We start from the raw sequence: 23,329 nt of genomic DNA, 5'->3' as shown, positions 1-23,329 counted from the left end.
ACTATAAACATCAGATGCTATAATCGTTCAATACATAATTATAAGCTTCGCAAAATGCAAAAAAGATTTCAGAAATTATTCATTTATAGTTTGTTAGGTTTTATTTTTATCTGTTCACTCATTTTCGTAGAGATACATCATTTTCATGCCAATAGTTGGTTACCTATTTTCGTTTTTTGCCTCTGTTTTCTTATTTCTTTGAATTGCTATTTATTAGGCTTAGAAAAAGATGTGAACAAAAACGAAGAATCTAATTTTTTGTCCTTCCATTTATACATTTCATTTTTTTATGCAGTTATTGCCAGCTTTTTTCTCACCACAGTGATTCTTGCTTTATTTGCATTACAAACTCAATATTTTGGTCAAGATAAAAATATCATTCTAAAAGGCCAAGTCTATTCACCCACATTTACACTAGAAAAGAAGCCCTGCCGAACTCGCCTTAAATTTCCCGAAAGTGGTTGGTCTACCTTCGCGTATCTCTGTCTAGATACCAAGAAACATAACTTTTCTGGTTATTACAAACTCCATTTGAAAACCAGTTTCGCAGGGGCTGCGGTTCAAGATTATGATTGGATTGATGATCAATTAACATATCAGCAGCATCGTGCCTTAGATATGGATCCACATCAAAAAAGACTGCTTGAAATATATGCCAAACTTGAAAGAGATTTAGGCCCACCTCTATCTGATGATGAAGCCCATGATTTTTTAAATAGACCCAACAATGATTGAGTCTATTTAATTTAGCTCAACATTTGCCATACATTATCTAGGCAATAATTAAAATCGCTTTACCATCTTAGTGATTGATATTTAAAACTCTTTCTTTGTAGTTCCAAAGAAAGAGTTACATGATTAGACATATAGCAACACCACGTTCAGCCAACAATCAAATAAGCATCCAAGTTAAACCGACTGAAACCAATGCACATCTTTTACCGATTCACGTTGCTGAATCAGCTGAATAAAAGGTTTAAATTCATCTAAATATGGCAATATTTTGAATGAAATGGCATACACCATCCAATAAGCCAAATACAAATCTGCTGCGCTAATTTTATCCCCCAACAGATATGGATGAGCCTGCGCAAGCCCTGTTTTAATAAAATCTAAAAGTATTTTTTCATTACCAAAACTCAAACTGCCACGTTTCTCATCCATCAACTCAGTGCTAATGCCGACATTTTTCATGTCCATATATTCAGTCAACGGACCATGACAGAAAAACATCCATTTCAAATATTCACCCCGTTTTGGATCATCCAAGGCGGGTGCTAAACCTTTTTCATTGAATTTATCGGCTAAATAACTAAAGATGGCTGCGGTCTCAATGATCACAGCAGTACCATCGACCAAGCAAGGAACTTTGCCCATGGGGTTAATCTTGAGATATGCTGCTTGATGCATCTCTTCATATGGCACTTCAATAATGTCAACTTCTGACTCGATGTCTAATTCTTTCAATAAAGGCAGAATGGTATTACTGCGTGAGCGTGGATTGCTGTAGAGTTTCACTGTTGGGTTCATTGTAGATATCCTTATTTTCATCCTTGTTGTTCTGTCTATTACTATACGCGGCTTTATGTAGATTTATGTTGCGTTCATCCCTGCTTTAAACACTTTCCGATACAATACGCCCGACTAATAATTACCCTAAATTTGAATTTATATTTAAAGCAAAAAGTATTTACTCCGACTTTCTGATAATCAAACAATTGAGCTCTACATCGATGAAAAATAAATATTTAATTGCCATGTTTACGGTGATTTTAATTTCAGGCTGTTCCAAGAAAACCGAAGAAATGGCAACTGAAGCCAGCGCAGATGCACAACCTGCTCAAGTCAGTACACAGCAAGATCAAGCAGCGGAAAGCACATCCAATGAGCCGTCTACCACGCCTGCAACAACACAGAAACCTGAAACTATTATAAATGAGCAGGTCAACCCAGCCGAAGCCTCTCGTAAAATGGTTCGAGAAGCCAATGTCAGTTTTGAGTCGAAAGATGTGGTTAAAACGGCCTTAGAAATTGAAAAACTCACGCTAAGTTTAGGTGGCTTTATTGAACAGAAAAATATCGACTTTGTGGTGCAAGAGAGTCAATCCTACCCGATTGCTGACGGCAAAATTAAAATCTTTGAAAAAGTGAATCCGCAAGCGGAAATGATCATTCGTGTGCCAAGTGAAAAAGCTGCATATTTCGTCAATCAACTGTTGCCCCTTATGCACTTTTTGAACCGTCAGCAATATTCAGCAAAACGCTATGAGCTAAAACTACTCGAAGAAAAAATGTCGCAAACACAGGTCGTGCCCGACCATGTAGCAGCAGCGCAAGTCAATGAAATCTCACGCCTGACCCGCTTAGAAGTTCAAGATCGTGTCCGCTATAGCACGATTGTGATTAGCTTTACTCAACCTGCCACTGTCCGTGAACATATCGATATTAACCTTGATGCTGTTGCGCAGTTAAATGGCGATAGTTTCTGGCAAAGAGCATGGTACGGTATACAAAAAGGGTGGCAATTTGTGTTGAGCCTGTTGGTTGTTCTCATTACGATTTGGCCACTCTATCTGATTATACTCATCGGTTTGATTGCCTACCGCGTGATGAAACCCTATTTACAAAAATGGTTTAAATAAATCAGAGTGACAAAGGCTATGTATCATTGAGTCTTTGATTAAAAATACGATAAATAAAAAAATCCCGAAACTCTTAATTCGAGATTTTTTCATTTAAATCTTAGGGCAATATTTAAAGGCTTAGAAAAAGCCCATATAGAACTGCTCTTTTAATACTTTTAAAATCAACTCGATCGCATCATTTTTACGATCTTTTCGATAGCTCGCATACAGACCAATGGTCGGCAAGGGTTCAACTGTACTTTTAACCAATATTTTATCACCGAGCAATGGAATGACATAAGACGGTACTAAACTCCAACCGACACCCATACCGACCAAATTGACATTTAACAAAATATTGGTCGAATGCTGCACCAAGTTCACATTCAGTTTATTTTGCTTAAAGAAATCTTGAATAATTCGGTATAGCTCAGGTGATGAATGTTCATCACTAATAATAAAATCCTGATTATTCATGTTTTTAATGCTGATATGCCGCTGTTCTGCTACAGGCGAATTTTTCGGTACAATCAACGCCAAAGGCTCAGTAAAAATCTGAACAGATTCTATATCAGGGCTTTCTTCGACATAACGGGTAAAGGCAATATCAATCTCTCCTTTACGTACTGCACTGATCTGATCGACATCCATTAAACTATGAAAATGAATTTTCAACTCAGGAAACTGAGCACGGATATTCGGCATGATATAAGGAAAGACCTTCATTTCAGCCACAGGAACAAAGCCGATATTCAGTTGTTCTTTACTGAGCTGCGCAATTTGACGCGCATCTATCATGGCTTTTTCAGCATGCTCTAAACTCAAACGCGCTTCTTTTAAAAAGGCCTGACCTTCTGCAGTCAGCTCAACTTTTCGGTTGGTTCGCATCAATAATTGCACCCCAACTTCCTGTTCTAAGTCTTTAATTTGCTGACTTAAAGAAGGTTGCACAGTACACATTCGCTGCGCAGCCTTAGTAAAATTTAGCTCTTCGGCAACCGCAACAAAATATCGTAGATGTCGTAATTCCATTATTCAGCTCCTAAAGCACTGCGTTTAAATTGGTTTGCCACGAATAGACGATACATCCACAAAGTGAACAGCACCATCACTGCACAAAATAAATAGGTTGCCTGAAATCCAAAGTATGCAATCAGCACACCCATAATGACCGAACCGACAGCAAGGCCAATATCAAACAAGGCAAAAAAGGTGGATATTGCATGTCCCATTCGGGCTTTTTCTACCGTTTGAATCGCGACCGTTTGCAGGCATGGGAAAACTGAACCGTAGCCGATGCCCATAAAAACGGCCGATATCCAAAGCACCCATTGATTCGTGAGAAAACTCACAATCACCAAACCAATGGCAAAGCAAATAAAGGATGGATAGATGACTGCACTCGGGCCTTTGCGATCATAAACTTTGCCAACCCAAGGACGGACGATCAACATCGACACAGCAAAGACAATAAAAAAGATACTGGTATAAGCGAGTAAATGCTTCAACTCTGCATAAGCGGTGATAAAACTCATCACACTCGAATATGCAAACGCAGTTAGTAGTGCCACAAAACTGATGGCAAGTACTCGTGTTTCAATCACATCACGCCATTGGATGGCTGCGGATTGGCTCGCTTGATCACTTGATTTATGCTGTACGTATTCTTGTATTTGAACTAACCACGTAAAAATATAGCCCACTGCAACCAATAAGGCTAATACTGCAAATAAGGTACTAAAACTGCTGAATTGAATCATACTCAGCGCTAAAAATGGCCCGATCACCACGCCTAAGTTGGTCGACATGACAAAGTAGCCCATGCCTTCACCCTTTCGATGATCTGGGATGTAATCATTTACGATGGGAACATTGACCGTGGTTAATATACTGAACCAAAAACCATGTAAAAAACGAATGACCAACAACGACCACATGCTGTCAATCCACAAATAACTCAGCGCAAAAACGACAAAAATAAAGCCTGAAATACGTACAGAATTGGCTTTACCAAAACGCTCAATGATCATGCCGGAAAAGGGACGAATCGCAATGGATGACACCAAAAACAGCGTTAAAGCCATACCCGCTTGCTGAATCGAACCACCCAATTCTTTCATAATATAAATGGGTAATATGGTCAGCAGCGCAAAGTAATAGCTAAATAAAAACAAGTTATTACACAGACAAAAAACAAAAGACTTGTTCCATAACGATGCCTGATGTTGAGTAGTCATGAGGTCATTGCCTCGCTGCTACGCGTGGCTTGGGACTGCGTAAAAATCGGGTTTAGCGCCAACTGCACCAGTCGCTTGATATAGTCTTCATCTGGCTGAGTGTTAAAGAAAATGATCTGATAATGAATCGGGCCATACAACATATCCAACATGAGTTCGAAAGGATAATCCGCGCGAATTTCGCCTCGTTGAATGGCCAATTGGATCAGCTCACGTGTCGCTTCACGTCGAGGTAACAAATACTGTTTAAAAAACTCACCTGCTGCTTCACGATGCTCTGCCAAAACCACTAGCAATGCTCGACCCACGTGCTGATTTAAAGCCCGTGATAATTTGAGCAATTGTTGATTTAGATTGAACTCTAAACTTTGTGATAAATCGAGTTCAAACACCGAGGCGGTGTGCGCTTTAAAAGCATCGAAAACCAGATCGGACTTATGCTTCCACCAACGGTAAATCGTCGATTTTCCAACGCCTGCGCGAGCGGCAATATCTTCAATGGTCATGCTTCGATAATCACTTTCCGCCAAAGCATCTGTGACCGCTTGTAAGATACATTGCTTACGCCGAGAAGTTTTTTCAGTTTCACTCATAATTTAAAAACGAAACGCTACGTATCGTTTTATATTAAACAGTATTGGACTGAATGACTATCATTAACTGAGCTGTGAAGAATAAACTTTAGTCGCACACTCGGAATTCAAATCCCAACTGCACTCTCCAGACGAATTTCAGAATAAAAAAAAGATCGCCAAAGCGATCTTTTCAAATATTCAGCCACCAAAGCGATTAGCTTTGTGTCGACTTTTTATAAATACTGCAAGAAGGATGATGATTTTCCTGTAAACGTGCCACTTTACGATGTTCCGCAGCTTCGAAACGACAACGTTTCCAGTCATTATCTAGATTCAATGCCGGAATTTGTTTTGGTTTACCTTGATCATCAACAGCAACCATTGTGAAATAGCAACTATTGGTATGACGCACTGTACGTTTTTGAATGTTCTGCGCTTCAACACGAATACCAATTTCCATAGAAGTACGACCTACATGGTTCACACTTGCAAGGAAAGTCACTAACTCACCCACGTGAATTGGTTCTTTAAAATTTACTTTATCAACTGATAGTGTCACCACGTAGCTACCAGAATAGCGACTTGCACAAGCATACGCGACTTGGTCTAACAATTTTAGAATCGTTCCACCATGCACATTACCCGAAAAATTCGCCATGTCAGGAGTCATTAAAACTGACATCGATAATTCTGACTGGTCGTCTAGTGCATTCGCAATTTGATCTAATGGGGACATCTTGTTTCTCTAGACTCGTGATATAACAATGATTAATGTGATTATTATATAGATTTTAATCAAAATTAAATGTTCAAATCGGCAAAAAAACCATCATTATTATTTATAGTGATCATACCATCATTCAGTAAAATATATATCGATAACGATATACACCCGATAAACAAGTATTTATCACGCTATCTATCAGTTTTTTAATCCAAGCTATGCTGTGTTTTATATTTAAAACATATTCATTAAAACGCGTTGTTCCATCGATTCAACATAGCACGGCATTAAACTTAATCTTCTAAGACTTTTAACATCTCGAAAGATACGTTGTCATAGCTGGTTTTTTGTCCACCATCATTGGTACTTTCTAGCGTGTAAGAATTATCTACATGTACATGAGTGACAATAAATACGTTATCTTCCATCATCGCAAGCTTTACTTTTTGTCCTACATCAAGCGTTTTCATCTACAGCCACCTTTAAAATATTTATTGGTTTTAAGTATTAATAACCTGATGATATTCTAAACACTTCAACAGTATTGGTAAACGTAAGCACATGAATAAAAACGCTAATATAGGTATATACTCTTAAAATCTACGTAAAACCAATTAATATGATTTTCTTAATTAATTTCAAATAATTAACTGTATATTTTCTTATCATTACGATTTTTATATTTGGCAAATCTTGTGATTAAGACCTAAAACCAATCAACATCCAATATATTAATGATTACTGGATACTATTGAGCATGGGAAAAGCTGAGAGCAAAAATTAAAATGCTTTGCTGAAATAAAAATGCACCCTGAGAGGTGAACAGGATGCATATCAATTTGCTGATCGTACCTGCCTAATCTTTGGCTGCTAAATAAGGAATATGATGCCCCTTGCTGTATTGATGTTCAGCATAAACCCGAGAAATCTCTCCAAGTTTTTCTAAGGTCGCCTCTTCACCTGCAAGCATCGTCGTTTCACGCCCTTTCACATCAAATATATGTGCTTTTTCACGTAAATCAGGTTGAATCACAATGTCTGCTCGCTTGAGCTCTTCTTGAGCTAAACGATTTTGCATAATATTGATATTTTGGTTAAACAAGCCCCAAACATTCGACGTTTCGGTATGAATTGGTCGTGCCAAAATATCCACCGCAATAATAATATCTGCCCCTAAATCGCGTGCAACGTCCACAGGAACAGGGCTGACCAATCCGCCATCAACATATTCTGTGTCTTCAATAATCGTGGGAATGAACATACTTGGAATCGACACCGAAGCACGAACAGCCTGCCCCGTATTGCCATAGTTGAACACGACTTTTTTGCCATTCTTTAACTCGGTTGCCACCACATACATTGGGGTTTTTAGCAACTCTAAAGGCACGTCATCAACTTGCTCATTGATATAATCTTCAACTTTTTTACCGTCAAAAAAGCCTTTTTTGTCCAAGCGTATTTCTCGAACATCATTGGCTTTCATATTTAAGGCGATATCTCTTAACTCATTGGCACTTTTACCTGATGCATAGATTGAACCCACAATGCTACCCGCACTGGTTCCAACAATGAAATCTGGGTGTATTCCCTGCTGTTCAAGTATCTGAATGGCGCCAATGTGTGCATAACCACGTGCCCCACCACTCCCTAAAACCAAAGCAACAATCGGACGCTTTTCCTGCTTTTTCACTTTTTTAAAGTCAATGCGGTTATTCGCCACTTGAGCAGGTGCTGCTGTATAAGTTCGAATTTGTGTGGATATTTCAGCGCTGACCTTTTTTGAGCCCACACTTTGACAACCTACAAGGCTGATTGCGAATGCAGTCATCAAAACAGTTATGCTTTTCATTGAGAGATATTCCAAATGCAACTCGAGATTTGAAGAGAAAAAGTAGTCTAATCAGTCCACATTCACGTCACTGTTATTATTCGTTAATGCCTCTGACCGATGCACATTATATTGACATACAACCTAGAAAGTCATTGGCTGTCAAAATTTCAGTGTCTAGCAGAATTTCCACATCAAGATCCAAAACATTGTCTAGCAAAAAAAGCCCCGATAACGGAGCTTTTTAAAGTTAATTTTTGACTTTACCAAATATCGGAATTAACACGATCCTTATATTTTGGATGTTCATCCATCTTAAACACTGGCTCTTTTACACCACGTTTTAACTGTGAGGTGTAGTCTTTCATCAACATCAATAAGAATGGAGTCAGCAATAAAATTGCAAAGAGGTTAATACTCGCCATCACGCCCATGAAGAGATCCGCTAAGTTCCAAATCAGAGGCACACTCATGATTGAACCAAAGTACACCATCATGAGGACGAATACGCGGAATACAAACATGACCTTAGGATTGTTATTGATAAACTGCACATTACCTTCAGCATAAGCATAGTTACCGATTACTGAAGAATAAGCGAATAAGAACAAGATAATAGCAAGGAAGTCATCTCCCCATGCGCCAATCTGGCTTTCAAGCGCCATTTGCGTCAAAGCAACGCCTTCAAAGCCTGCATTTTCATACAAACCGGACGCCAAAATAATGATGGCCGTACAGGTACACACCACAAATGTGTCGACAAATACACCGAGCATTTGAACTAAGCCTTGATTGACTGGGTGTTTAACGTCTGATGCTGCCGCAGCATTGGGTGCAGAACCCATACCGGCTTCATTGGAGAATAAACCACGTTTAATCCCTTGCATCATTGCCATAGAAACCATAGCACCGAAAAAACCACCTGCTGCTGCATCAAATTCAAAGGCTTTACTGAAAATTAACTGGAAAATATCTGGGAGAATCGCAAAGTTAGCAAATGCAACATAGAAAGCAACTGCGAGATAAAGCAAAGCCATAAAGGGCACAAATCTTTCTGCAACTTTGGCGATCCGTTTAATCCCGCCAAAAATAATCAGCGCAGTTATGAGCACCAAGAATAAGCCCACCCAAGAGATTTCAAAACCGAAACCACCTAAGTCTAAAATGATGTTGGCTTTATCCCAGCCCCACGCATGTGAGGTCGCACCTGTAATCGCATTGGCTTGCACCGCATTAAAGACAAAACCATAGGTTGAAATCAGCGCGATGGCAAAAACCACACCCAACCACTTTTGCTTTAAACCTTGTGTAATGTAATACGCTGGTCCACCACGGAATTGCTGATTTTGCGTATCACGCACTTTAAAGAGCTGTGCAAGTGAAGATTCCACAAATGCTGAACTCATCCCTAAAAATGCGGTAAACCACATCCAAAACACTGCACCTGGCCCACCAATTGCAATCGCAATTGCAACACCTGCGACATTACCTACGCCGACACGACTGGCCAGTCCCGTCACAAAGGCTTGGAATGGTGTAATCCCATGTTCATCATCGCCTTCTTTACGGCTAGATTTCATCACTTTAATACTATGAAAAAATAGACGAATCTGAACTGCGCCAGTGATTAAGGTATAGAAAATACCAACCGCCACTAAGAATACGACTAAGAAATCCCAAAGCGGATCATTAAAAACTTTGACCCAGCCCATGAGAGTTGCATTTAATTGTTCATCCATAATCAATACCTAAAATGCGAATACAAAAACAAAGGCTCTAAATTAGAGCCTTTGTAGAATTAAGCGAAAAATTTGAGAATTAATTGAATAACCGTCGCATTAATTAAGTCAACAAAGAATGCACCACATAGCGGCACAATTAAGAATGCCTTATGTGAAGGGCCATACATATTTGTAATCGCTTGCATATTTGCCACAGCCGTCGGCGTTGCACCCATACCAAAACCACAGTGACCTGCTGATAAAACAGCAGCATCATAGTTTTTACCCATGACACGGAAAGTCACAAAAGCAGCATACAAAGCCATCGTCAGCATTTGTGCACCCAAAATGACTACAAGTGGGCCAGCGAGATCGGATAATTGCCATAACTTTAATGACAACAATGCCATCGCCAAATACAAAGATAGAGATGCATTACCAAATACATCGATAGCGCGGTCGAAAATTTGTACACGGAAAATACCTTCCAGTACATTTCGTAAAATTACGCCGCCAGCCAGTGCCCAAACAAATGTCGGTAATTCAAATACAGTACCTTTACTAAAACCTGTCATGAAGTCCGCAAATGCTAAACACCCTGCAAATAAACCTAATGTGGTAATTGCATTATCGGCTGTAATAAGGCGAACTCGATGCGGATATTCAAACGGTACATATTCTGTTGAATTAATATCTGCTAGAGGAGTGTTATCACTTTTTTCAATTTGTTCATGAGTACGAGGCGTTGCAAGTTGATAGCGGTTAATTAATAGCTTCGCCAGTGGACCACCGATAATACCGCCAATAATCAAACCAAATGTCGCACTTGCCATACCTAAGGCTAATGCACCTTGAATGCCATGTTGAACTTCTAAAATTTCACCCCATGCGCCTGCAGTACCATGACCACCGGTAAGGGTAATAGAACCTGCAATCAAACCAATAAGAGGGTCAATACCTAGCACCGTCGCAAGACTGATACCTACGAGGTTCTGCACCATGATGAATGAAGCAACAGCGACGATAAAGATGACCAAGCCGATTCCGCCCTCTTTTAATTTGGCAAAGTTTGCACTTAAGCCAATAGAAGCGAAGAAAATCAGCATAAAACTGGTTTGTAATTCACTACTCGTTGTAATGCTATAGCCCCAAAGACTGTGTACTACTAAAGAAATAATCGCTGCAACTAAACCACCGGCAACAGGCTCTGGAATGTTATATCGGCCTAAAAAACCAATACGATTAACAAGAAACCGTCCCAACAAAAGCACAATTACCGCTGCGATTAAGGTATAAAACGCATTAAAACTAAATTCCATATAATTTGTCCAAAATTATTTGAATATTTTTAAAGCTCTTCTATCAGCATTAGCTGCCTTTATGGTCTGAAATACAACTACATTTTGTAATTTCAAATCAATAATGCAATTAAACGACTCAAGCTAAAGAGTTTGAAAAATATTCATCATCTGATTCAAATAAGTAAGTCTGAGCTTTAAAAATCAACTCAAAATGACTAACAAATCGCTAAAAGTTTTAAATTGAGAAACAGCCTCAAATGAAGCAAATTTAATGACAGAACATTGTGTATGTCTGTACTGTTTCGCACTATTTCTGAAAAGTCGCACATTATGCAGCCTGAACAATAAAATTTCAGTATTTTTTATTACAAAAAGTTAATTTTCCTATAATTTAAAGTTATATCTAATTGTTTTTATTTAAATACATTCGCATTTTTAATCTATATAAAATATTAAAGATTTAAGCGTAATCCATATACTGTACGTGGTTCAACGCCTGCTTTAACCAGTACGACATCATGACTCAGGCGATTTAATGAATCTATCTGTTTAGTGCTGTGAGTTCATTTGTGTTAATACATCCTCTGTTTAAACAAAAAAGCCTGAACTAAGTCAGGCTTTTTTGATCGATTCTGATCGATGATTTGAGCTTAGAAGCTATATTTAGCCATTAAGCCAACGCGGTTATCTTTATATGTTTTCCCTGTAAACGCTTCACGTTTACCATTCACATATTCAACACCTAAATCAATTGGTTTCACTGGTGTATAAATCACATTTAACCAAGCTTGCTGTGCTTCTTCATTCGCATTTGAGTTAGATTCATCTTTCGCATACGCGCTGCCATCATCCGCAAATAGCGCGCCGTAAGCTAAAGTCGAACGTAGTTTTTCATTAAACTTATAAGTTGCACCCACTTGTACAGCAGTGAATTTGTTTTGCTCGATGTTGCCATCTACCACAGAGTAAGCCGAGTTAGAACCATATAAATAGTTGCTGTTGCCTTCCGTATACGAGACATCACCATTCAATTTCAATTGATCAGTCACTGCATAAGATGCACCCGCTGCTACACCCCAAGCTGTTTCTGTATCATCCGCAACTTTAGATTTGTAGTTTTCAACCAATGCACGAGCTGAAGCTGTGCCTTTACCTGCTGCAAAACCTTGAGTCACTTTGGCAGTTAAGTTTGGAAGGCGATATGTCGGATCTGCAGCAACAGTCCCTTTACTATCCCCTTCTTCCGCAGAAACAAATAATTGAGTATCTGGAGCTAATTTGTAGTTATAACGAACTTGAGGAATACGTGTAGTACCACCACCCAAGTTTGTATTGAAATCAATCATTTCTGGTGCATGGCTAGATAAGAAGTTAGATGTCGTTTGACCAAATAACCAGTTGTTAAAGGTTAAGTAACCGTGACGTAAGCGAAGTCCATCATTTGAACCACTCGCATCTGCAAAGTCGACTTCAATTTTACCGCCGACTTTATTATCGCCACCCACTGGTGCGGTAAAATCTAAACCAAAACGCGTTGTTTTAGCAGTCGCGCGCAATTTGTCTTTTGTCGCACCAGTTGATGTATGTACGCTGTTAAAGTCGTTATCCGCACCTTCAATGATGTAGTTCGCATCACCACGAACAAAACCGTAAAGATTTACATCTGCACCTGCTTTAGATTTCAAGCTTGCCGCTGGAGTAGCTGGTGGCGGTGGTGCAACAGGACGCGCTTTAACTTGCTGAATCTCTGTTTGTTGCTGTTGTTGAACTTGCTGCTGCGCTTTAATCAAACTTTTTAGTTCTGCGACTTCTGCACGTAATTGTTCAATTTCAGAAGTATTGCTGCCTGCATGAGCCATTGAGACCGTAGCCAAACTCATGGCAACAACAAGGGTTTTCATTGGGTGGAATACAGTTTGAGTTTTCATCCTAAGCTCTCTATTGTCCTGTCATTGTTGTATGCCCTAACTCTGGGCGCTTTGTTATTCGCCTATTTGAGCGGACAAATTTCAAGCTGCATATCCGTGCTTTAGTCGCATTAAAGTCCCAACTTGCAGCCCTTAATAACGAAATACTTGAAAGCAAAAAGCAAAAACGCTGAATCCATCACTGAAAATAGACTGAAATATTTAGTTAAAATTCAGACTTAGCCGATTCAGATGGCAAAAAAGCTCAATACCCATACCTTAAAGGTAAAAATCCATACTCTATAGGTATGTCATAAAAACGATAAAATCCGACACATTACCGATAGAGGCATTCGATAGATAGTGATTCAGCATAAAGCACTGTGTTTAATGCAAATAATACTTATTTATCAGTTGCTCTATTTCATTCGAGTGGGACAACAGCGATCCACCGTTTCACTTTTTATTTTCAAGTGGATGATGGTTTAGAGATAAATTTCGAGCAAACAGCAATTGAGCTCAAGGTGCGATAAATAGCGCCCTCATTGAAAGTTATGAATGATGAACATTTATAATGAGTGACGCGGATATTTGATCAATAATACACGTACGTTGATGACCGACGTTTAAGTCAGACCTGCTAAACGTCATCACCTGCATTTAGTTCAACCCATGGCTGAAGCTTTTAAACTACGCATGGTGAACATTGCAACAACCACAAATAGCAGCATAATCAGAGCCATATTGATTAGCGCTGACCATACTAAAAAGTTCAAAAACACTCCGGCCAATAGACCACAGGCAAATTGCATACTTCCCATGATTGCACTGGCTGTGCCAGCTCGTGAGCCTTGTTCAGACATCGCCAATGCCATCGCATTTGGACCAGTGAAGCCGATTGAAGCAACACATAAGAACATGCCCAACATTACAACAATGATAGAGGAAAGATTAAATAATCCTGCCGCCAATAAGATCAGCACACCACACAATTGAAGTGCATTACCCAATTGCAAACGATGGCGAACATCCAGTCGATTTGCAAGTTTCTTGTTGAGGGTCGAAAACACCATAATCCCTAAAGCATTCGCACCAAATACATAAGCAAATTGCTGTTGGCTCAGACCATAACCATCCATTAAAATGGCAGATGAGCCACTGATATAACAAAATAAAATTGCGCCAGAAAAACAGCCTGTGAGCATCGGTTTACGGAAAGTTTCGTCCTGTAAAATCGCACCATATAAACCTAAGACTTGCTTTAAACTTAAGTTTAAACGTCGCTCGACGGGCAGGGTTTCTTGAAAGAAAAAATGTACACAGAAAAGACAAAAAATACCGACAAGCACCAATACCGCAAATATGTATTGCCATTCAAACACCTGCAAAACCCATGCGCCTAAAGTAGGTGCAATGATTGGTGCAATTGTTGTCACGATCATCATACTGGCAAAGGCTTGAGCAGAAGCTTGCATACTTAAGCGATCACGAATTGCGGCACGAGCAATCACCACACCGACACAGCCACCCAAGGCTTGCAGAACGCGAGCCGCGATCAAGCTCCATTCACTATTGGCAAAGACACACAGAAAACTGGCACAAATATATAAAACCAAACCGAAATATAGCGGTGTTTTACGCCCAATGCGGTCGCTGACCGGCCCGTAAATTAACTGCCCAATCGCCAAACCCAAGAAATACGCTGGAAGACTATTGGCTACTTGTTGGGTTGTGACACCAAAATCGTCAGCCATTTGAGGCAAAGCCGGTAAATACATATCGATTGAAAGTGGACCTAAAGCAGTGAGCAACGCCAACAAGACAATCCAGCGTTGAGAAAATTCCTTTTGTGATTCGACCCTTTTCATAAGAATAATTCATTTATCGCAAGCAAGTTTTGCAGACAAGTTTACACTGCACATAGTATTATTTCTTGGCTTCAATGTGAAAATTCACACGATACACATTGCTTACTGCCCCATCGCTTTAGCAAAGGAAAAATTTTGAACGCCTGGCTCGCACGACTGAAACAAGCAACCTATAACACGACCTTTATGTATAACTTGCGCATGGTCATTGCCTTCGCAGGAACAGCCTTTGTCCCATATTTTTTAGATCAGCAATTGATGACCATTCCCCTCACCTTGGGTGTGGTTGCCGCAGGTCTAAGTGATATCGATGACCGCTTTTCAGTCCGCGTGCTCAATCAAATTTATACTTATATTGGGTTCTTTGTTACTGCGGTATCCATTTATCTGTTGTTCCCGCATCCGATTTTATTTGCATTGGGGCTGATCGTTTCTTGTATTGGTTGGATTCTTTTGGGTTCATTGGGTCGTCGCTATGCCACTATTTCTTATGGCTGTCTGGTGATCTCCGTGTATTCCATGCTAGGGGTCGAACTTTTTGAAAATTGGTATACACAAGCAGGTTTATTGGTCATCGGTGCGATGTGGTATGGACTGCTTTCGACTTTGAGCTTTCTACTGTTTCCTGTACGTCAAGTTCAGGACAAATTGGCGCAAAGCTATTCATCTCTAGGTGACTTCTTATTTGCAAAATCTAACTTGTTTGATGTCGATATGACACCAGAAAGTTACCAGCAAAGTTTGATTGAGCTATCGCTCGAAAATGGCAAATTAATTGGCATTTTCAACGATATGAAAACGGCCTTATTAACGCGTTTAAAAGGTGACCGTGGACAAAAAGATACGCGTCGTAGCCTGCAATATTATTTTGTCGCGCAAGACATTCATGAACGTGCCGATTCCGCGCATATTGATTATCAAAAATTGACCCGTATTTTTGAACATAGTGATATTTTATTTCGCTTTCAACGCGTGCTTTCGATTCAAGGTAAAGCTTGTAAAGATTTGAGTATCAGTATCTTACAGCGAAAACCTTATCATCATAATCAACGTTTTAAACATGCGTTCCACAATCTAAAATTGTCACTCGAAAAGCTGCGTGAAGAACAAAAATACGATGAAGTCTGGATCAACTCTTTATTTGCTTTATACCAAAACCTAAAAGGCATCGATGCGCAATTACGTAATGTCGAAACCGAGCGTTATATTGACCGACAAGCCCTGATTGAAAATCGTTTAAAAGATGATGATTTAAAAGGTTGGGACGACATCGTCATTCGATTCAAACAACATTTGAGCCCTGAATCGGTGCTGTTCCGTCATGCTGTGCGTTTATCGACTGTCTTATTTATTGGTTATATTTTTGTCCAAGTGACCAATATCAGTTATGGCTATTGGATTTTATTGACTGCCCTGTTTGTCAGCCAGCCAAACTTTAACGCCACCAAGCGCCGCCTCTATTTACGTATCATTGGCACATTGGTCGGGATTATTTTAGGTTATGCGATTTTATATTTTGTTCCTTCTGTCGAAGGTCAGTTACTGCTACTCATTTTAAGTGGCGTGCTGTTTTTTGAATTACGCAGTAAGCAATATGCACAAGCCACTGCATTTATTACCATTTTGGCGCTGATCAACTTTAACTTAGATGGCATGGGTTTTGCCGCAGCTATGCCGCGTATGATTGATACACTGATTGGTTGTGCCTTGGCATGGTTTGGTGTGAGTTTCATTTTCCCAGACTGGAAGTTCCGTCGCCTACCTCGGACCATCAGTCGCTCTATTCAAGCGCAGTGTGATTATTTGGCCGAAGTGGTTGAACAATACAAATCTGGTCGTAATAACGGCTTGAATTATCGTGTGGTCCGTCGTGCAGCACATAATACCGATGCAGAAGTAGCATCACTGATTTCCACATTAGCCACCGAACCCGATACCGATCCGACTCAAAAAGCTTTAGCCTTTGAGTTTTTGTGTCTCAATCACACCTTTATTAGTTATATCGCGGCCTTAGGTGCGCATCGTGAAAAAATTCAAGACCAACAGGTCTTAACCTTATTGGATAAAGCCACAGATGACATTCAAGGTGCATTGCTGCGTGACGAAGTTCCAGACTTATCTGCGCAAAATATGTTGCAAGAAATCCGTCAGCGTTTGTCACAAAATAGTAAGGAAGATCAAAAATCCTTAATCGTGCTACAACAGCTTTCGTTGATGTTTAACGTGTTGAACCAATTTAGCCAATTGAAACAAAATCTCAGTCATGAGCATGATCAAGCATCGACTGAACTGGCTTCGCTATAATTTGGATGATTTTGGAACAATATACTCACTGAATTGGTATAAATAATGCTAAACTTTTTACAGTTTTAAATCTGTTACTTTCACTATGACCGCAAAAAATTTATATGCCTACACGCTAGAGCCAGTGGCTTATGAAATTTCTGAAGAAGAACAACGTTATGCTCAACTTGTTCTGTCTCGCAGTAACTTCAAAATTGGCAAAAAAGCATGGCTAATTATGGGTGCAATTCTTGCACTGGCACTCTTGGGCCTCATCTTTATTAAGAACTATTCAACAGTATTTTGCTGGGTAGCTATTGTCTGTGTTGTGATTTACTTCCTTGTGCGTAAATTCGGTATCGAGTGGTATGCGAAACGCAAACTGAACGAAGTCCCTGTACAAGAAATTAAAGGCATTCGTATGGGTGTTCAGCCGCACGGGATCTCTATGCAGCAACGTATGGGCGCAAACATGGGGACGATGACTGTCGGTTGGAAAGACATTCATGAATGGTATGACACTAAAGACTTCATCCTTTTAAACTTTAAAGTGAAGGGTCAAGACGGTGCATACATCTTGCCTAAACGTATGGATAGCAAGAAGTTTCCATTTTCGACCATTCGTAAACACTTAAATGAAACTGTAGGCCCTGCTAAAGCTATTTAAGCCAAACAGACATTTATGTATAAAAAACCTCCGCTTTTTGGAGGTTTTTTTATCAGTTTAATTTTCGAATAATCATTGATAATTACAATAATGAGAATGAATATTACTTACTTTTTCCACATTCTCTACTACATCATCGTTTATAATTCGTCGCAATTCAGCAACCTTTTATCAATATTAAATCCATCATGTTTAAGAAAACCCTTTTCCAGATTCACTGGTTCTTGGGGATTAGTGCCGGCTTAATACTCTCGCTCATGGGGGTTACAGGTGCCATTTATTCCTATGAACAGCAAATACTTAAAGCAATCAATCAGGACAGTTATGTGGTTCAGGCTCAACAGCAGCCTAAACTAACCCCTGCTGAGCTTTATCAGCACTTTAGTCAGTCTGATCCTGACATGAAAATTAACAGCATCTCTATTGCATCAGATGCTACCGCCTCAAGTACCGTGAATATTGTCAAAGAAGGTGCTCGTCGTGGCTATAACATGATGGTTAACCCTTATACAGCCGAAGTTTTACCTGAAATCAAAGGTCAAAAATTCTTCCAGTTTGTACAACAACTTCACCGTAATTTAACCGTTGGCCCTGTAGGTAAACAAATTACCGGCGCATGTACACTGATGCTGATTTATTTTGTATTGAGTGGTTTGTATCTGCGTTGGCCAAAAAGACATTCTGTAAAACAATGGCTTGCAGTAAAACCGAAACTCAAAGGACGTAATTTCCTATGGGATTTACATGCAGTCGTCGGCACATGGGTGATTGTTTTTTATCTCATTTTGGCATGTACAGGTCTGTACTGGTCTTATGATTGGTGGCGTAATGGCATGTTTAAAGTCATGGGCGTTGAACGTCCACAGCCCCAGTTACAAGAACGTCCAAAACCGAATGGACAACCTGCTGAACAGGCAGGTGCAAAGCAAGGTGGTGAAAAACAAGCCACTGAGGCAAAACAAACTCATGGCGAACACCAAGCACGTTCTGAAAGAAATCCTGCAACGTCGAGTCCCTCTGAACACGGCGCTCAAGAAAATAAACATGGTGCTGAAGGTCGCGGAGAAAAACGTGGTCTAAAACCAGAACAAGTGAATATTGCCCTTACGCAAAGTTGGAATGGCTTTAATCAAAATATTGGTCGTGAATACTCAAGTGTCACTTTTAATATTCCGAAAAAAGCCAATGGTGAATTAGAAATTAACTTTGTGGATGCCGTCCCTCAACATGAGCGTGCGCGCAACAAAGCGACTTATAACTACAAAACGGATGCTCTTACCGATATCGAGTTATACGAAGATAAAAAGCTAAATGAAAAAATCATGACCAGCATGTTGCCTGTACATCGCGGTAGTTTCTTCGGACCGATTTATCAGTTCTTTGTGGTTATTGCATCCCTCATGATGCCGCTGTTCTTTGTCACAGGATGGATGCTCTATCTCAAACGTCGTAAACAGAAAAAACTGACACAGCAAGCCCGTCAAAGCTTAGCACCAGTTACCATCGACCCAAATGCACAGCCTTGGTTAATTTGCTATGCATCACAAACAGGTCAGTCTGAACAATTGGCATGGCGTACAGCAACAAGCTTACAAGAGGCTCGTCAGCCTGTCACAGTGAAAGCTGTTCAGCAACTTTCAGCAGATGACTTAACGCAAGCCGCTCAGGTTTTATTTGTTGCAAGTACCTATGGCACTGGGGAAGCACCTGACCTTGCTTCAAGCTTTGAACGTAAACTGATGGCACAAGGCCTCGATTTGAGTCATGTTCAGTTTGCCGTATTAGCTTTAGGTTCAGAAGAATATCCGGATACTTTCTGTAGCTTTGGTCATGCGATTCATCGTTGGATGCAGAGTAATGCTGCGAAGCCCCTGTTTAACACGATTGAAGTCAATAATGGCGACACCCAAGCCATTCAAGCATGGAATAGCGCTTTAGCCAAAGCGACTAAACTTGAACTTCAGCACATGCAAATTGAAAAAACTTTTGATGCATGGACATTGACCAAACGTGATTTACTCAACCCGAACAGTTTAGGTGCACCTGCATTTAATATTGAGTTAAAACCGCAACATGAAGCCAATTGGCAAGCGGGTGATATTGCAGAGATTCAACCAGGTAATAGTGCTGAACGTATTGCAAACTTCATGCAAAAGTACCAAATACAAAGTCAGCAAGTGGTTGATTCTACTCAGCAACGTATTGAAGATGCATTATGGGATCGTAACCTAAATACGGATGTTGAACCATTTGCCAACCTTGATCATTTGCTTGAACAGCTTCCACCGCTTCCAACTCGTGAATACTCGATTGCCAGTATTCCAAGTCAGCAAGTATTACGCTTAGTGGTGCGTCAGCAATCCAATGCGGATGGTGAGCTCGGCTTAGGCTCAGGGTGGTTAACACAACATGCTGCGATCAATAGCACACTACAACTGCGTATTCGCACCAATGAATCATTCCACCTGATTGCAGATAATCGTCCTGTGATTTGTATTGGTAACGGTACAGGTATTGCTGGTTTACTCAGCCTGTTACATACACGAGTTCGTCAAGACTATACGCAAAACTGGCTGATTTTTGGTGAGCGCCAACGCGCACATGATTTCTTTTATCAAGACGTCATTGAAGCATGGCAAAACACCGGTTTAGTTCAACGCATAGACCTCACCTTCTCTCGTGATCAAACGGAGAAACGCTATGTGCATCATGAGCTACGTGACCAAGCGACCTTATTAAAATCATGGGTAGAACAAGGTGCCGTGATTTACGTCTGCGGTAGTATCAATGGTATGGCAACTGACGTTGACCACGCATTAATTGATATATTAGGTGAAGATATTGTTGCTGAACTGCGCCAAGCTGGACGTTACCGCCGTGATGTTTACTAATAAGATGTTTACTAATAAATAGCCCCAACTCAAAACCAGACCTCGTGTCTGGTTTTTTTCACGCTATACTTAGGCCAAATACGGATACTACTTTAATTTTTTGAATGAAAAGAATACTACTGCTTTGTGTAGGTGTGCTGCTCTGCGTAGATGCTATTTGGTTACTTACATTAGATAAAATTCATTTAGGCATCCTTTTACCCTTAGTCATTGGGTGTATTTTTATTTTATCCGGACTATTTGCAAGCCAAATCCACAATATTTTAGATCAATACCCTAAACTCAAAAGGCTCTGGCGTGCTACATGGTGGTTGTTTTGGCTTTGGCTATTGAGCCTTTTGCTGTTTTTTGCGTATTTACACTTCAATAGCCAGCAATCCAAGTCTTTCACTTCTGTCCAAGCCATCATCGTTTTAGGCAGTGGTATTGAAAATGGTCAACCTTCTCCGACCTTAAAGGCGCGTCTCGATGCTGCAGCACCGTATGCCTTGAAACAGCCCAATACTATTATGATCATGACGGGTGGTTTAGGCTTTAATGAAAAAATGACCGAATCTTCTGTCATGAAGCGCTATTTACTTCAACACTATGACATTTCAGCCGCACGCATATATGAAGAAAGCAGAAGTACCAGCACAGAACTCAATCTGATCAACAGTAAAATGATTTTAAAACGACATCAGATTTCTCTTGATGCACCCATTGCGATTGCCAGTAGTGACTTTCATCTACCACGTGCAAAAGCAATTGCACAGAAGTTAGGCTATACACGGGTGTATACCATTGCAGCACCTACACCGCTGTACATCCGCTACAATTCTTGGCTACGAGAATATTTTGCCTTTTTGAGCGGTTTTGTACTCAACGAATATTAAAAAAAGCCCTTGTTCGATTAGTGAACAAGGGCTTTTTTATGCTGTAAATAAACCATTAATTTAAACGAATGCTACGTGGCAAAGGAATTTTAAGGTTTTCAAAGATTTCTGGGCGCTGCTGATAGACTTGATATAAATAATTTTTAATATCTAACAGCATCTTTTCAGGTGCAACCAAAATATTTTGCCCTTCCGGGGTCAAATCTAAAGACACCGTAGTACTCTCGCTACGTAAAAACGGAATGACTTTTTCGATAAAGTCTTTTAATGAAATTTCCTGAATTTCATAATTGGACCAATTGTCTTTAATTAATAAACGTGCCAAACCTCGGTTTTGCCAAATGGCAAAGGAACGTTGACCAGTAGGTGTCGCACAAAGTGCCCAACCATCTAGATATAACGCAATCACGCCACCTTGAGCGACCATATTTTCAATAAATTGTTTATAGGTTTCTTGAGGATTGTAATTTGTAGTTTGAGTTTTAGACGCTGCCTTGCGCTGATATGGATTTCTCATAGATCACATACAATATTAAAATTATTATAGAGCGGATTCTATGTAAATCAGAAAATTTAGGCAAGCTTTTGGAGAAAGAAGTTTCTATAGAAGAATATGGTGGGCGCTGACGGGATCGAACCGCCGACATTCTGCTTGTAAGGCAGACGCTCTACCAACTGAGCTAAGCGCCCTGAGCGAAGAGCAACAAAGCGAAGCTTTGTCTGAGCGCAAGAGAAAAATCGAAGATTTTTCTAAAGGCATTCTCTTGAACAGAGATTTTTAAGATAAATGGCGCAGCGGACGGGACTCGAACCCGCGACCCCCGGCGTGACAGGCCGGTATTCTAACCAACTGAACTACCGCTGCATCACGTAGTTTCTTTCGAAACACAACCTATATCTTAAAGATATGGTGGGCGCTGACGGGATCGAACCGCCGACATTCTGCTTGTAAGGCAGACGCTCTACCAACTGAGCTAAGCGCCCTTAAAGGGTACAACAATTATATTCTTTGAAATGGCGCAGCGGACGGGACTCGAACCCGCGACCCCCGGCGTGACAGGCCGGTATTCTAACCAACTGAACTACCGCTGCATCGCAAAAAATATGGTGGGCGCTGACGGGATCGAACCGCCGACATTCTGCTTGTAAGGCAGACGCTCTACCAACTGAGCTAAGCGCCCTCAAAAGGTCTATCATGTAAATGGCGCAGCGGACGGGACTCGAACCCGCGACCCCCGGCGTGACAGGCCGGTATTCTAACCAACTGAACTACCGCTGCACTTACACAATGTCGCTATTGTGGTTCAAACGAATTAAGATTTAAAGTGGCGCAGCGGACGGGACTCGAACCCGCGACCCCCGGCGTGACAGGCCGGTATTCTAACCAACTGAACTACCGCTGCACTCTAAATATCTTAACGCTGAAAAGGCTTGGTGGGCGCTGACGGGATCGAACCGCCGACATTCTGCTTGTAAGGCAGACGCTCTACCAACTGAGCTAAGCGCCCTTTTCAAAACATGTTCATCGTTTGATGAGGTGCATTATAGAGAATCCTCACGGTCTGTCAAACGCTTTTCTAACTCTTTTCCACTTTTTCTGTTTGAGTGATTAAAAAATAAGTTATATTGCGGAAAAATCAGTATTTTTGAACATTTTTTAGCTATAAACCTGTAAATTTATTACTAAAAATAGGACTTATATTCTGCATCATTCACATAAAAAACAGTTTTTCAGATGGACTCATAACTAATCATTCAGCGAACCGACGATTAATTCACCACACTCACGGCATTCTAAAACAACCTAGTGTACAAAATACATTCAAAC

General features: G+C 40.3%; 18 protein-coding genes and 8 tRNA genes. 6 read left to right on the top strand and 20 right to left on the bottom strand.

Translation table 11 applies throughout. The features are described 5' to 3' along the window. Positions 1–54 precede the first annotated feature (54 nt). Positions 55–735 carry a hypothetical protein gene (locus FTT94_RS08105; protein ID WP_180170576.1) on the top strand — a complete coding sequence of 227 codons (681 nt, stop codon included), beginning with the start codon at positions 55–57 and terminating at the stop codon, positions 733–735. A 174-nt stretch (positions 736–909) separates the two neighbouring features. On the opposite strand, the gene FTT94_RS08100 is transcribed toward FTT94_RS08105, so the two are convergent. Further along, the gene (locus FTT94_RS08100; RefSeq protein WP_180170587.1) at positions 910–1,518 is read right to left on the bottom strand and encodes a glutathione S-transferase family protein; all 609 of its coding nucleotides are present in this window, start codon (positions 1,516–1,518) and stop codon (positions 910–912) included. A gap of 215 nt (positions 1,519–1,733) precedes the next feature. On the opposite strand from FTT94_RS08100, the gene FTT94_RS08095 reads away from it, so the two are divergent. Beyond that, positions 1,734–2,642 (top strand): DUF4349 domain-containing protein, encoded by a 909-nt coding sequence (locus tag FTT94_RS08095; protein WP_180170575.1) that lies wholly within the window; start codon positions 1,734–1,736, stop codon positions 2,640–2,642. Between the two features lie 120 nt (positions 2,643–2,762). On the opposite strand, the gene FTT94_RS08090 is transcribed toward FTT94_RS08095, so the two are convergent. The 10 genes from FTT94_RS08090 to FTT94_RS08045 all read right to left on the bottom strand — a co-directional run bounded on the left by FTT94_RS08090 (position 2,763) and on the right by FTT94_RS08045 (position 14,785). Beyond that, the gene (locus tag FTT94_RS08090; RefSeq protein WP_078191428.1) at positions 2,763–3,656 is read right to left on the bottom strand and encodes a LysR substrate-binding domain-containing protein; all 894 of its coding nucleotides are present in this window, start codon (positions 3,654–3,656) and stop codon (positions 2,763–2,765) included. Next, positions 3,656–4,861 (bottom strand): MFS transporter, encoded by a 1,206-nt coding sequence (locus FTT94_RS08085; RefSeq protein WP_180170574.1) that lies wholly within the window; start codon positions 4,859–4,861, stop codon positions 3,656–3,658. Before FTT94_RS08085 ends, FTT94_RS08090 begins: the two co-directional genes overlap by 1 nt. After that, the gene (locus FTT94_RS08080; RefSeq protein WP_180021243.1) at positions 4,858–5,454 is read right to left on the bottom strand and encodes a TetR/AcrR family transcriptional regulator; all 597 of its coding nucleotides are present in this window, start codon (positions 5,452–5,454) and stop codon (positions 4,858–4,860) included. Before FTT94_RS08080 ends, FTT94_RS08085 begins: the two co-directional genes overlap by 4 nt. Before the next feature lie 196 nt (positions 5,455–5,650). After that, on the bottom strand, positions 5,651–6,172 hold the full coding sequence (locus tag FTT94_RS08075; protein ID WP_078191431.1) for an acyl-CoA thioesterase: 522 nt from the start codon (positions 6,170–6,172) through the stop codon (positions 5,651–5,653). A gap of 281 nt (positions 6,173–6,453) precedes the next feature. Then, complete coding sequence (locus FTT94_RS08070) at positions 6,454–6,630, bottom strand: hypothetical protein (protein WP_171263721.1); 177 nt, start codon at positions 6,628–6,630, stop codon at positions 6,454–6,456. A 386-nt stretch (positions 6,631–7,016) separates the two neighbouring features. Further along, the gene (locus FTT94_RS08065; protein WP_180170573.1) at positions 7,017–8,009 is read right to left on the bottom strand and encodes a patatin-like phospholipase family protein; all 993 of its coding nucleotides are present in this window, start codon (positions 8,007–8,009) and stop codon (positions 7,017–7,019) included. 242 nt (positions 8,010–8,251) lie between these two features. Further along, positions 8,252–9,727, bottom strand: a complete 1,476-nt coding sequence (locus tag FTT94_RS08060) for a sodium:alanine symporter family protein (protein WP_180025826.1) — start codon at positions 9,725–9,727, stop codon at positions 8,252–8,254. Positions 9,728–9,786: 59 nt separating this feature from the next. Further along, complete coding sequence (gene gltS, locus FTT94_RS08055; RefSeq protein ID WP_180170572.1) at positions 9,787–11,028, bottom strand: sodium/glutamate symporter; 1,242 nt, start codon at positions 11,026–11,028, stop codon at positions 9,787–9,789. Positions 11,029–11,660: 632 nt separating this feature from the next. Further along, the gene (locus FTT94_RS08050) at positions 11,661–12,938 is read right to left on the bottom strand and encodes a DcaP family trimeric outer membrane transporter (RefSeq protein ID WP_180063252.1); all 1,278 of its coding nucleotides are present in this window, start codon (positions 12,936–12,938) and stop codon (positions 11,661–11,663) included. 644 nt (positions 12,939–13,582) lie between these two features. Beyond that, positions 13,583–14,785: a multidrug effflux MFS transporter gene (locus FTT94_RS08045; protein WP_180170571.1), complete on the bottom strand. Its 1,203-nt coding sequence runs from the start codon at positions 14,783–14,785 to the stop codon at positions 13,583–13,585. Positions 14,786–14,920: 135 nt separating this feature from the next. Here FTT94_RS08045 and yccS point away from each other — a divergent pair, with 135 nt between their 5' ends. From yccS to FTT94_RS08025, 4 genes are all read left to right on the top strand, one after another. After that, entirely contained in the window at positions 14,921–17,089 is a 2,169-nt protein-coding gene (yccS, locus tag FTT94_RS08040; protein WP_180170570.1) for a YccS family putative transporter, read from the top strand. 85 nt (positions 17,090–17,174) lie between these two features. After that, positions 17,175–17,735 (top strand): YcxB family protein, encoded by a 561-nt coding sequence (locus FTT94_RS08035; RefSeq protein ID WP_078191438.1) that lies wholly within the window; start codon positions 17,175–17,177, stop codon positions 17,733–17,735. 188 nt (positions 17,736–17,923) lie between these two features. After that, entirely contained in the window at positions 17,924–20,626 is a 2,703-nt protein-coding gene (locus FTT94_RS08030) for a sulfite reductase flavoprotein subunit alpha (RefSeq protein WP_180170569.1), read from the top strand. 104 nt (positions 20,627–20,730) lie between these two features. After that, the gene (locus FTT94_RS08025) at positions 20,731–21,501 is read left to right on the top strand and encodes a YdcF family protein (protein ID WP_180170568.1); all 771 of its coding nucleotides are present in this window, start codon (positions 20,731–20,733) and stop codon (positions 21,499–21,501) included. A 55-nt stretch (positions 21,502–21,556) separates the two neighbouring features. Here FTT94_RS08025 and FTT94_RS08020 read toward each other — a convergent pair whose 3' ends face one another. The 9 genes from FTT94_RS08020 to FTT94_RS07980 all read right to left on the bottom strand — a co-directional run bounded on the left by FTT94_RS08020 (position 21,557) and on the right by FTT94_RS07980 (position 23,009). Continuing rightward, positions 21,557–22,018 carry a DUF2750 domain-containing protein gene (locus tag FTT94_RS08020; protein ID WP_180170567.1) on the bottom strand — a complete coding sequence of 154 codons (462 nt, stop codon included), beginning with the start codon at positions 22,016–22,018 and terminating at the stop codon, positions 21,557–21,559. A 97-nt stretch (positions 22,019–22,115) separates the two neighbouring features. Then, positions 22,116–22,191, bottom strand: a tRNA-Val gene (locus FTT94_RS08015). A 98-nt stretch (positions 22,192–22,289) separates the two neighbouring features. Continuing rightward, positions 22,290–22,366 (bottom strand) — tRNA-Asp (locus FTT94_RS08010). A gap of 43 nt (positions 22,367–22,409) precedes the next feature. Continuing rightward, positions 22,410–22,485: transfer RNA gene (locus tag FTT94_RS08005), tRNA-Val, on the bottom strand. A 31-nt stretch (positions 22,486–22,516) separates the two neighbouring features. Further along, a tRNA-Asp gene (locus FTT94_RS08000) sits at positions 22,517–22,593 on the bottom strand. 13 nt (positions 22,594–22,606) lie between these two features. Then, positions 22,607–22,682, bottom strand: a tRNA-Val gene (locus tag FTT94_RS07995). 21 nt (positions 22,683–22,703) lie between these two features. Then, a tRNA-Asp gene (locus tag FTT94_RS07990) sits at positions 22,704–22,780 on the bottom strand. Positions 22,781–22,827: 47 nt separating this feature from the next. Beyond that, positions 22,828–22,904: transfer RNA gene (locus FTT94_RS07985), tRNA-Asp, on the bottom strand. A gap of 29 nt (positions 22,905–22,933) precedes the next feature. After that, positions 22,934–23,009 (bottom strand) — tRNA-Val (locus FTT94_RS07980). Positions 23,010–23,329 lie beyond the last annotated feature (320 nt).

It is taken from the genome of Acinetobacter sp. YH12027 (assembly GCF_013420085.1).
In the GTDB taxonomy this organism is placed as follows: Bacteria; Pseudomonadota; Gammaproteobacteria; order Pseudomonadales; family Moraxellaceae; genus Acinetobacter; species Acinetobacter amyesii.
The sequence above is the reverse complement of the archived record's forward strand: the minus strand, read 5'-3'. Positions and strand labels throughout refer to the sequence as shown.